Raw genomic sequence first — 11,820 nt, 5'->3', positions numbered from 1 at the left:
ATCTCTTGTTTCATCTGTCGAAAGAATTCTTAAAGAATTTGGAGATAATTATGTAATTAATTTTGCTTAACTACTTAATGCTCAAAATAGAAGCTTGAACCCGTTCGATCCGGCCCAACCATTGTGTCAGAAGAATGGGGATTAAAAAGCAGATAAGCCTCTGGAGCAAACGGATGGATAATCAGCGGATTACCCAAGGTCAAAACCCATTGTTTCTGCGTTACTGTTTCTGTCATCCGACTCCTGAAGTCTGTGGAATGGGTGACTGTTTGCCGATTGTCAGAAGGAATGAAGCTCCGTACAGAATCAAGAATATCGAGAACCTGCCCTGTGCCATCATATCTAACGAATACCCCTTGCCAACGTCCGCAGTGATGAGCCATGAAAGTTTCCCACTGCTGTTGAGCAGTTAAAGGTACTTTGGCGGTGATGGACACTCTGTTTTCTGACATAGGCGTATCCCTGTTTTCCCTATAGATTGTTGTCAATAATTTAGTTTGGCGGATTTAACCTGCTCATTTCTTCTACTCAAGACTGAACCAGGATTATTTGCAACTGAGACTGCTATCATCCAATTCGACGCTTGTTTAACTGCAACTGAAAAACCCTGTCCTGCGCCGATAATACCTATCCTACTCTGGGACGAAACTATTTGTGCTTCTCCTGATTTAACATTGCCGATCGCTTCTCAAACACTATTGTAATTAGAAAAATCCAATTGGGGCAATCGCTCAATTGCAGATTGAGCTTTTGTTGATAGCGACAGGTTTCACGCTGCCGCTAAAATCAGTATCTGAGCCGGGGGAGGATTAATTATTAATTGGCGACTTCAAAATTTCCGCACTCAAAACTTCAGAATACTTTAACCTTGAGTATTTTTAATTAGAGCCAATTCTATTTTGTCACCAGCCTTTTGAGTCACTTGTGCGCGCAAACCCGGCCCAAAAAAAGTAGCTATTTTGTCTAGCTTTTCTTCCCATAAGTCGATCGGCATTAGTGGCGAATAAAACTCTAAAATTAACCCATAAGCACCGTCAACATCAACTTCCCGCAACCCTTGCAGGAGAGGCCGTTCCTCGTCTGTCGGGGCCAGACCCAAGCGCTCCAAAGCATCATCTAAGTGCGCGGGTTGGCCGTAGCGAAATCGGGTGACATCTTTGCGGACTTGGTTTTGAGTATCTGTGGCCTGACTTTCTCGCAGGAGGAGAACTTCGGGAGATGTCGGTTCGGTGAAATCCACTGGTTCGAGTTCGGCGGCTTTCAGAGCCAAACCTCCCAGCAACAGCGGAATTCCATAAAAAAAACCGGCTAGGTTCAGGGTAGGTCTGTCTGTGAAGTAGGCTCCAAACCCGACTGCTGCTATAATACCGCCAACAACTAAGGCTAGGTTTGCTAAAGAAATTTTGCGTAACATATTAGTGAGGTAGTAAGCTGGAATCAACAATATACTTTAATTATTATCTGTCAAAAAGTCTTGAATAAATTTAGTTTTTTTGCCAAAAGACTTGCAAAAACTGCTAGCATCTATGAGCGCGGGAGCAGTGTGCATCCACAGTCTTGTCTCTAGCTTCAGAAGCTTATCCAGCCGGACTCGCCCGGGCGCGCCATCGGTAAATATCCGTGTTAATTGCGCGGCGTTGGTTCCAGAAGGCAATCGAGATCGGCAGTATCATCAAAGTATACAGAGTGGCGATCGCGATCGACACTCTTGCCCTTTCAACCATTTTTTGGACATGATTAAAGACGAAGACAAACAAACTGCCGGAGCAAACAAGGCGGTTCTGGAGCAGATTAACTCGCTCAAACGTGAAGATGAAAGGCTTTATAATATCTTAGCGATCGATGTCTGGGCCCTAGCCAAGACGATGGATGAATATCAACCGGGATTTTGGGCTGCTTTTATGAAAAACCGAGAGAAGGCCCTGAAGCGATTTTTAGCTGGAATGATGAAAAATAAACCGGCAGATACCAAACGTCCGCCTTTTTTGCGCTAAAATGTGGCTGGAGTTTGGCTGAGGTTTTGATGTACAATCAAACTATAACACAGACCAAAAAATCCTGAGCAGGTTCATCACTTACCATATAAAAACAGTGAAGAATTTGCCCAAAAAGGTATGTCGGTGAATTAAGAATCTCCGTCTGTTCGCAGAGGGGAATGTCAAATATTTTTGTTAATAGTAGCAAAGGCAAAAAACCATGGATGCACAAACAATCAAAGAGCGCGTAGCAGAGATCGAAGTCAAGCGGGAATCCCTCGTGCGGCTGTTAGATCGATCGGACTTGGGAGCCCTGAGAATAGATGTGAGTCAGGCGATCGAAGAAATTGACGATCTATTAGAAGAATTCAAGCGTACTTTTAACAGTTAGGGCCATTGGGCATTGGGAATGGGGAATGGGGCATGGGGCATTGTTGACTGTTGACTGTTGACTGTTGACTAATAGCTAATAACCAATAACAGATAGCTAATAACCAATAACAGATAGCTAATAACCAATTCCCCATTCCCCATTCCCCATTCCTAATGATTAATTCAAAACCATATCCATCAAAATTTGCTGAGAGCTCACCTCCGGGCAATTAGCAGGCGGCCGCCGCTGAGAGTAGTGTCCCCCAGACTGCAAATCCCAAGCTTGGCGGTTGTCAGCCAGCATTACCCCCAAAATTTCTTGCAATTCCTTAGCAATTGTCGGGTCTTCCACCTGAACTATGGCCTCAACCCGTCTTGTAAGATTGCGCTGCATCCAGTCAGCAGAACCAATATACACCTCTTCGTCGCCACCGTTGAAAAAATAAAACATCCGAGAATGCTCTAAAAAACGGCCGATAATACTGATAACTCTGATATTTTCGCTAACACCTTCAACGCCGGGACGCAAACAGCAAATCCCCCGAATAATCAAATCAATTTTAACTCCCGCTTGCGAAGCTTCGTACAAAGCAACAATGATTTGAGGGTCAACTAAAGCGTTCATTTTAGCGACAATGCGGCCACAGCTACCGATGCCGCCTTCGGCCTGCAAGCGGCAGAATTCTGCCTCGCGCCGGATTAAAGCTAAAAATCGATCGCGCATATTGACCGGTGCCACCAATAATTTGCGATAAGATACCTGCCGCGAATAACCCGTCAAATAATTAAACAAATCCGTCAAATCCGATCCCAAATCCTCGCGACAACTCAACAAACCCACATCGGTATAGAGTCCGGCTGTTTTAGGATTGTAATTGCCAGTGCCGATGTGGACGTAGCGGCGGATGTAATCGTCCTCCCGACGCACTACCATCACAATTTTGGTGTGGGTTTTGAGTCCCACCAAACCGTAAACTACGTGGACTCCCGCTTGTTCTAACTTGCGAGCCCAATTAATATTATTTTCTTCGTCAAACCTAGCTTTGAGCTCTACTAAAACGGCTACCTGCTTGCCGTTTTCTGCTGCTTGAATTAAGGCACTGACGATCGGCGAATCTCCAGAAGTGCGGTATAAAGTCATCTTAATCGCTAACACGGAGCGATCGTGCGCCGCCTCAGTAATAAACCGCTGTACCGTCGCCGCAAACGAGTGATAAGGATGGTGCAGCATCAAATCGCCCTGGCGGATGGTCGTGAAAATATCCTGACCATCCTCAGCATCCAACATCGATTTGTCTAAAATCCTTGCCGATTCCAAGTTCCGCAAGCGCGGCGGCACAACCGGAGTCCAAGGCGGGTCTTTCAGTTCCGGCACCGGCAGCCCCACAAAAGACATCAAATCCTTGAGGCCTAGCAGCCCCTCTACGACGTAAACATCTTGCTCACCGAGCTCCAGCTCCTCCATGAGCATATCTCGCAGCGCAGGCGGCATAATCGCTTGAATTTCCATCCGCACCGCAGAACCTCCAAACCGGCGCTTGCGGAGTTCCTGTTCTATTGCCAGCAGCAAATCCTCCGCCTCATCTTCCTCCACCGTCAAATCGGAATTGCGAGTAATACGGAACGGGTGATATTCCTCTACGTCCATCCCCGGAAACAAAGCTTCTAAATTGTGGGCAATCACCTGTTCTAGGGGCACGCCAGTCCAAACAGGAGATTTGCCCCTCTGCTGCCACTGCAAATCCGCCGGTAGGGGCAAAAACCTCGGCAAAACCTGCGGTACTTTGACGCGGGCAAATAATTCTTCCCGCGTGTCGGGGTCCCTGACTACTACTGCTAAATTGAGGCTGAGATTGGAAAGGTAGGGGAATGGGTGGCTGGGGTCAACTGCGAGGGGAGTGAGTACGGGAAATACTTGTTCTTTGAAGTAGCGGTGCAAGTAATTGCGCTGTTCTTGATTGAGGTCAATGTAGTCGAGAATGTAGATTTCGCTTGCTGCTAGTTTCGGCCGCAGGGTTTGCTCAAAATACGAGTGCTGCTGAGTAACCATCGGCAAAAGCCGCTTGTTCAGGGCATCTAGCTGTTGTTGGGGCGTGCGGCCGTCGGAGGTTAATTTGCTGACTTTTGCGTGTACTTGTTGTTTGAGGGCGCCCACGCGCACCATAAAATATTCGTCTAGGTTGGAGCTAAAAATAGCTAGAAATTTGAGCCTTTCGAGGAGGGGCGTACGGGGGTCGAGGGCTTCGTGGAGCACGCGGTTGTTGAATTCTAGCCAGCTTTGTTCTCGGTTGAAGTAGTATTGAGGATCGCTGAGGTTGATTTCAGAGTAGGTTTTGGGGGTGGTCTTTTTTGGCTTGGGCATGGTTTGAGGGAGTCTTTGGGAGGCTCGGTGATGGCATCTCTAGAAATAGTATTGTAGGTTAAAGGATTTGTTCGCATCTGCTTTTGGTCGATCGCTACCACATTAGAATTTAAGCAAAACGTTCAACTATTTTTCTAGGATTACCACGAAATCCTCAATCATCACATCAAAAGTTCGAGCCAACTTGTGGACTGCTGCAAAGTCAACCATTGCCATACCCTGAGAACGGGCATAATTGCTAATCGTACTGTAGCCCACCCCCGATCGCTCCGCAACTTCCTTGAGCGTCCATCCCTTCTCGGCAGCCAACTCTCGAACCCGCAACCTGACTAAGCCTTTGCTCATATTCACTATTTACAAAATTTTGGATTTAGTATAATATATCAAAAAGCGATCGCCCCGGTCATTCGATTTTAGATTTTAGATTTTAGATTTTAGATTGACTCTAAAGATGAATCTGCGAGCTTGAACGTTGATCGAAAGTTTTGGAGCGAAAATTTTGCGCCTCTCATGGCAGAAGTCGGGGCTTGTCTCCGTTTTGCGGCGGAGTCAACGAAACTAAAGACGATCGCCAGCTAAAATTAATCCCGACAGATTATTTCTGTCGATCGCACTTAGCACAGATAGATTTACCTACTACCACCAGATGCAACTACAATGATATCAGAAAATCAGCTAAGATCATCAGCGATCGGCGCATCAAAAATTATTCACAAATCGTTGATCGTCAATCCGCGATCGAGATTTGTCACCGAAGAAACAGTAGCACTTCTGTTCAACATATCACCCGAACAGATATACAGGATCGATTGCTGCCACAACGTGGTGTACGTTCATGCCAAAGGCCTGAGTCGATTTGTCAGCTACGCCGATTTTCCGCCAATCTTAGAAGTAAAACCGCCCTGTGCTCAAGATTTTGTCGCCTGGTACAAACGCTGGAAACGGACACAAGCACCAGAATTTTGGACTAAATTCTATACGTACAACTTCAAAGCGGCTGTTTCAGTTGACAGCTTGCTGGAGTGGGGTAAATTAGTCGCTACAGTTAAATCGGTAATTTCTGCCTCAGCGCTGCAACAGCTACGAGATGTTTACGCTCAAGAAAAAACATTGATGGAGAATTTTTAAAGCACGCGCGGCGGCTCAACCCGCGATTGTTGGTAGCCAGAAAATGTAAGGTGTTTTTCGGCGCATCCTACGGCTTAGAAATGCTCGTTTGTAAGGTGCGCCGAAGCGCACCCTACGAAACAGAAATTCTACTCAAAACTCTTCTTTATCTTCCAATCCCCACATATTGGAAACCAGCCGCTTCTAAAGCCTTCTTGTCTAAGAAATTGCGGCCATCAATCATCACCGGATGATTCATCAACTTTGCCATTTTCTCGTAATCTAAATTACGAAACTGTTCCCAGTCAGTCACCAACACCAAAGCATCGCAACCGTCTGCCAATCTTTCTGGGTCAGTTTCTACCAAAACTCCCGACAAACCGTGACGCATCCCAGTTTGAGAAACAATCGGATCGTAAGCTTTAACTTTCGCTCCCAAGCGATTCAAATTCTCGATTAAATTCAGGGCTGGAGCATCCCGCAAATCGTCAGTATCCGGCTTGAAAGTTAAACCCAAAAGTCCGACGGTTTTACCTTTGAGAATCTTCAAAACTTGTTGCAACTTTTCAATAGCAATCAACCGCTGGCGTTCGTTAACTTCCACTGCCGCTTTCAGCAAATGCGCCTCGTAGCCGTAATCGTCAGCAGTGTGAACTAAAGCTGAAACATCTTTGGGGAAACAAGAACCGCCCCAACCAATGCCAGCTTGCAAAAACTTGTTGCCAATCCGTGAATCTAAGCCGATACCTCGGGCAACTTGACTAACATCTGCACCGACGCGATCGCAAATATTAGCAACTTCATTAATAAAGCTAATCTTCGTAGCCAAAAAAGCATTAGCTGCGTACTTAATCATCTCCGCTGAACTGATATCAGTCATCACCACAGGAACTTCCGGCAAAGACTGATTTTCTGCAAACTTGCGATCGACAATCGGCCGATATAACTGTAGCATCATATCCATAGCCCGCCGAGAGTTGCTGCCGAGAACAATGCGATCGGGATTAAAAGTATCGAAAACAGCACAGCCCTCCCGCAAAAACTCCGGGTTGCTAACCACATCAAATTGAACACCTGTTTTTGCTGCGACTTCCTCACCAGTAGCGCCCTCACCGCTTTGAGGTTTTTGACGTTCTGCTAAACCGTCTAGTACAATTCTTCGCACCCAATCCCCCGAACCGATGGGCACTGTCGATTTGTTTACGATTACTTTGTAATCGCCGTCGAGGTGAGCTCCAATTCCACGAGCAACCGCTTCCACGTAGCGAGTATCGCTTTCCCCAGTCGGCAAAGGAGGCGTCCCCACCGCAATAAACAAAATATCCCCGTGAGACACTCCTGCTGCTAAATCCGAAGTAAATTCTAGATTGCCAGACGCAGATGCAGAAGACATTAATTCAGACAGTCCAGGTTCAAAAATAGGCGACTGTCCAGACTTCATTAATTTAACTTTTTCTTCGTTGTTGTCTACGCAAATCACGTGGTGGCCGATGTGGGCCAAACAAGTGCCGGTGACTAAGCCAACATATCCTGTACCGATGACGCAAACCTGCATAGAAATCTCCTCAAAGCTAGTAAATAAATCAGGTAGGAATTGGGAATCGGGAATTGGGAATTGGGAATTGGGAATTGGGAATAAGGAAGATTTTTTCCCTCCCTCACTCTCCCAGTCTCGCCCTCTCCCAGTCTCTACTTTTGGTTTCCCTCGATGCGATCGCGAAAATCCTTTATAGTCAACTCTAAACCTTGATCCAGCGGCACAGTTGGCTCCCACCCCAACCAATTTTTAGCACGAGTAATATCCGGTTGTCGCTGTTTTGGATCGTCTTCCGGCAGCGGTTTAAAGATAATTTCTGCCCCTGGATTAATCGTATTTTGAATTTTTTGTGCCAGTTCCAATATAGTGTATTCGCCGGGATTACCCAAATTCATCGGCCCGATTTGGTCGCTATTCATCAAACGAATAAATCCTTCCACCAAATCAGAAACGTAGCAAAAACTACGTGTTTGGGAACCGTCGCCGTATACTGTCAGCGGTTGATTCCGCAAAGCTTGAGCAATAAAATTGCTCACTACTCTGCCGTCATTTTCCAACATCCGGGGGCCGTAGGTATTGAAGATTCGCACAACTCGAATATCTACCCCATTTTGACGGTGGTAATCAAAAGATAAGGTTTCAGCTACTCGCTTCCCTTCGTCGTAACACGATCTGATCCCGATACAATTAACGTTGCCGCGATAATCTTCTGTTTGCGGATGAACGTCAGGATCTCCGTACACTTCGGAAGTGGAAGCGAGAAAGAATCTTGCTTTCACCCGTTTGGCCAATCCCAACATATTCATCGTGCCGATGACGTTTGTTTTAATGGTCTTGACAGGGTTGTACTGATAGTGTATAGGGGAAGCGGGACAAGCCAGATGGTAAATCTGATCTACCTCTAACCGAATCGGTTCCGTGATGTCGTGGCGGATCAGCTCAAAATACGGGTTGTCCAGCCATTTGAGGATATTGCGTTTAGTCCCGGTGTAAAAATTATCCAGGCAGACTACCTCATGTCCTTGGGCCATTAAGCGATCGATTAGGTGGGAACCGAGGAAACCCGCACCGCCTGTGACTAAAATTCTCATTGTGGAAACTGCCGTTCTGTTTAGGGGTAGGACTGGAGTACAAAAATTCAGTCGCTCGAATGAAACTTACTAATAGAATAACAAAATTGCGATCGACAATGTAAAGACTTATGCGTCTCTTTCATCAAATCTTTAATTAACTTAGCACTTTGTTCAAATACTTTGAACAAAGTGCTATAATTCGCAAATGTCCGTAGCAATTTTTATTTAAGCTTTAATATTTCCGAAAAAACACTCTTGACATTAGTTCTGTTATTTGTTAGTAGTTATTGGTTATTTGATGACTTCGGTCTGAGGTTGGGCGATGCCTTAGGGGATAGCTGCGCTTCACGGGCTTATTTGAAAAAACCCGGGTCGATTTATCTGAAAAGCAATATGAGAGAAATTATGTCGATCTAAAAAATTAGGTAATAATTTCAGGAAAACTGTAGTTTTACTTGAACCGTTAGGGCCGCCAATAATGTAAATATTTGGCCTAATAGTAATATTAATGTTATCGCTTGTCTCTTAGTCCCCCTCTGCGGGGACGAGAGCCTCTGTAGGATGGGTTTCAACCGCCGAATACTCAAAGGGATAACTAACTATCGCTTCCCTCCCAATGACATCTGAACCCAGCGGCGGAATAGTTCGACAGTAATACAGTAGCAACCATCACTTTCTTGAACCACATCGTGGCGTTCGAGAGTTTTTAGTGCTTCCTGTAAACTTGTCTCATCCATCCCTGTTTCTTGACTCAGCCTGTCGAGATTCATTCCTTCTAAGTGAGGTGCTAAGGCTTTTAAAATCTCCTGTTGTCCCGATGCGCCTTGCGCTGCTTGACCCCAAACTCCTGTAAAATAGTAGCGACCTCTGCTGAAGAATTCCGGGTCGTTGATGACTGTTGCTACGTCTTCTAGTGTAAACATTGGATCGCGGGGGCGTCCCATTTCAAATACTTGGTCGTTGTAGAGGCGGACTAACAGAAATCCTACCAATTGCGTGAGGTAGGGTTGCCCATGAGTTTGTTCATAAATGCGATCGAGTGCTTCTGGTTTGTAGTCGAGGAGAAAATCATCATCGGGATTCGCTAAAACTTGGCGAGTTGCACCTTGACTCAGGAAACCTACTCGGATGGGGATAATGCTAGCAAAAAAAGGATTGAAATAATCCTCGGTCATTTCATCCAAGGTGTGCAATCCGGCAAAAGCAAAGGCTACTTTAGAACTCATTTGCACCATCCCTCGCAAAAAACCGATAAAATCTTGATTGATGTTCCCAGCGTCTATCAATTCTTCTATTTTTTCAAACTCGTCTAAAGCAACGATCAATCCACTTTCTACATTTGCTATTACTTGTTCGATGTAGCGTCCAAAAGTGAGATAGGGTAATTCGAGTAAATCGCGATCGGCAGGAGGTGCAATCTTGACTGTTTTGGCAATGGCATCGGTGATGAATATTAGCAGTTCGCCCACTCCTTGAGAGCAATCTCCTACCCGCAGCAAATTGACATAAGCCACCTGTACTTTTGAGCCTAAGCAGTTGCTAGCATTCAACAAAATAGAAGTTTTTCCCATCCGCCGATGACCGTAGAGAGCCACAGATTGAAGCGGATTGCCTTTTACCCACAACTCCTCTAGCTGTCTGATGATGTCTTCGCGGCCCACAAATAGATTGCCTTGGACTGGATCACCCATTATATAGGGGATAGTCACAGGTTGAGTAATCGAAATATCTCCGATTTTCCCTGTCACTTGCAGTAATATTTGTTGCCATTTTTGGGTAGTTTTAATAATTAAATTTCGTTCAGATTGTGGTAGAATATCTGGACGATCGAGAAGAGTTTCAAGCTCACCTAATGCTCGGTTGAGGGCAAGGGAACGGGCAGAACGAGATACGCTATTCTGGACGACTTGAACATCGGCAATTACCCGCCGTAGAGAGGCAATTGCTTCCCAAGTAGTCTCACGCAGCAGAGGTGGATTGGGGGAAGCAGGCAGTTTCAGGGAAGCAATCTCGGCTAGTTCTGCTGTTTGGTGAAAACCTGTGAGAATCTGCGCTAAGGTAAACATCTCGTCTCCATAAAGCAGATCTCGCACTACAGCGAAAGCCTCTGTAGCTTTGTCTGGTTCTCGCTGATGGAGATACCAGAAACCAGCAGCAGAGGCACGGGCAGGAGTATTTAAACGAATTTCTGTTTGAAAACGAGCTTGAATTTGTTGTCGCCAAGGTAGGAGGAAAAAAACTTCTACTGCTTCTGACTTGATTACTTGACTTAGAGAAGCTGAGGCAAAACGCACCAACTTCCAATCATAAGGATCTTCTGATAATTGAGCGAGGCGATAGATGAGTTGGTCTTTTGGTGTGTCTGCCAGTACACGATTTACAGCTTTAACAACAGGGATAAACTGAAGGGTAAATAGTAGTAGTTGGTTAATGTTGTGCAATCCTGTTTCCCAATCCCGCCTCAGCCAATTAGCTATTTGAGAAGACAGGTAGGGAAGGGGAAGTGGGGTAATGTGAGGAAATTGTCTATTTAGCTGTTGACGCTGGAGTAAGGTAAACGGTACAGCGAAAAGCCAATTTTCAGGACGTGCGAACGCCACGCCGGACGCCACGCCGAACGCCACGCCGGACGCCACGCCGGACGCCACGCCGGACGCCACGCCCAACGCCACGCCGGACGCCACGCCCAACGCCACGCCCAACGCCACGCCCAACCCCACGTCGAACGCCACGTCCCACGCCACGCCGGACGCCACGCCCGACACCACGCCCAACCACACGCCCGACGCCACGCCCCACGCCACGCCCAAGGCCACGCCGGACGCCACGCCCCACGCCACGCCCAACCCCACGCCGGACGCCACGCCCAACGCCACGCCCAACCCCACGCCCAACCCCACGCCCAACCCCACGCCGGACGCCACGCCCAACGCCACACCGGACGCCATGCCGGACGCCACGCCCCACGCCACGCCCAACGCCACGCCCAACGCCACGCCGGACCAATGGATAGAAATGCCTATTTCCTCCAAAAATCTACTCAAGCCTACGAGGATAACAATGATTAACATCAAGGCTTGTAGAATTAACTGACACTGGACGGAATTTTGACGCAACCACTCCCACTTTTCTCGCCAGGTTTTGGGGTCTTGTAAATTAGATTCACCCCCAAAAGTAGACTCATACCACCCCACAGCTTGAGGAAAGAGAAACACCCAATATAACAATCGCAGGTAATCTAAAGGATTCCACAAAGAAAGAGGGCGCTTCAGTTTGGGAGCTAAATCTAACCGAGGAACGGGGGGATGGTTTTGACTCATAAATAGGTGGGGATGAATAAACAGGACTTACGCACGGGTGGTGAGAAACCGGGTATTTTACCGAATCTGCGAT

The 11,820-nt window shown here is 46.7% G+C and carries 10 protein-coding genes; 3 read left to right on the top strand and 7 right to left on the bottom strand.

All coding sequences use genetic code 11. The annotated features are described in order from the left end of the window. Window positions 1-74: 74 nt before the first annotated feature. Together QUA83_RS22800 and QUA83_RS22795 are read right to left on the bottom strand one after the other, a co-directional pair. Entirely contained in the window at window positions 75-452 is a 378-nt protein-coding gene (locus QUA83_RS22800) for a DUF3598 family protein (protein WP_333296032.1), read from the bottom strand. Between the two features lie 410 nt (window positions 453-862). Beyond that, on the bottom strand, window positions 863-1,414 hold the full coding sequence (locus QUA83_RS22795; protein WP_333296030.1) for a DUF2854 domain-containing protein: 552 nt from the start codon (window positions 1,412-1,414) through the stop codon (window positions 863-865). A 319-nt stretch (window positions 1,415-1,733) separates the two neighbouring features. On the opposite strand from QUA83_RS22795, the gene QUA83_RS22790 reads away from it, so the two are divergent. Then, on the top strand, window positions 1,734-1,994 hold the full coding sequence (locus QUA83_RS22790) for a hypothetical protein (protein WP_006632500.1): 261 nt from the start codon (window positions 1,734-1,736) through the stop codon (window positions 1,992-1,994). A 202-nt stretch (window positions 1,995-2,196) separates the two neighbouring features. Beyond that, the gene (locus QUA83_RS22785) at window positions 2,197-2,367 is read left to right on the top strand and encodes a hypothetical protein (protein ID WP_333031883.1); all 171 of its coding nucleotides are present in this window, start codon (window positions 2,197-2,199) and stop codon (window positions 2,365-2,367) included. Between the two features lie 159 nt (window positions 2,368-2,526). Here QUA83_RS22785 and ppk1 read toward each other — a convergent pair whose 3' ends face one another. Beyond that, window positions 2,527-4,710 (bottom strand): polyphosphate kinase 1, encoded by a 2,184-nt coding sequence (ppk1, locus tag QUA83_RS22780; protein WP_333296028.1) that lies wholly within the window; start codon window positions 4,708-4,710, stop codon window positions 2,527-2,529. A 126-nt stretch (window positions 4,711-4,836) separates the two neighbouring features. Next, on the bottom strand, window positions 4,837-5,055 hold the full coding sequence (locus QUA83_RS22775) for a helix-turn-helix domain-containing protein (RefSeq protein ID WP_006632503.1): 219 nt from the start codon (window positions 5,053-5,055) through the stop codon (window positions 4,837-4,839). Between the two features lie 312 nt (window positions 5,056-5,367). Between QUA83_RS22775 and QUA83_RS22770 the strand changes: the two genes are divergently transcribed. Continuing rightward, window positions 5,368-5,838 carry a hypothetical protein gene (locus tag QUA83_RS22770; protein ID WP_333296027.1) on the top strand — a complete coding sequence of 157 codons (471 nt, stop codon included), beginning with the start codon at window positions 5,368-5,370 and terminating at the stop codon, window positions 5,836-5,838. A 145-nt stretch (window positions 5,839-5,983) separates the two neighbouring features. On the opposite strand, the gene QUA83_RS22765 is transcribed toward QUA83_RS22770, so the two are convergent. The 3 genes from QUA83_RS22765 to QUA83_RS22755 all read right to left on the bottom strand — a co-directional run bounded on the left by QUA83_RS22765 (window position 5,984) and on the right by QUA83_RS22755 (window position 11,747). Continuing rightward, the gene (locus QUA83_RS22765) at window positions 5,984-7,372 is read right to left on the bottom strand and encodes a UDP-glucose/GDP-mannose dehydrogenase family protein (RefSeq protein ID WP_333296026.1); all 1,389 of its coding nucleotides are present in this window, start codon (window positions 7,370-7,372) and stop codon (window positions 5,984-5,986) included. A gap of 134 nt (window positions 7,373-7,506) precedes the next feature. Further along, entirely contained in the window at window positions 7,507-8,445 is a 939-nt protein-coding gene (locus tag QUA83_RS22760) for a UDP-glucuronic acid decarboxylase family protein (protein WP_333038674.1), read from the bottom strand. Window positions 8,446-9,026: 581 nt separating this feature from the next. Then, a complete protein-coding gene (locus QUA83_RS22755) occupies window positions 9,027-11,747 on the bottom strand; it encodes a helix-turn-helix domain-containing protein (protein ID WP_333296024.1) in 2,721 nt (906 codons plus the stop codon). Window positions 11,748-11,820 lie beyond the last annotated feature (73 nt).

Source organism: Microcoleus sp. K1-B1 (assembly GCF_036704705.1).
Lineage (GTDB): Bacteria > Cyanobacteriota > Cyanobacteriia > Cyanobacteriales > Microcoleaceae > Microcoleus.
The sequence above is the reverse complement of the archived record's forward strand: the minus strand, read 5'-3'. Positions and strand labels throughout refer to the sequence as shown.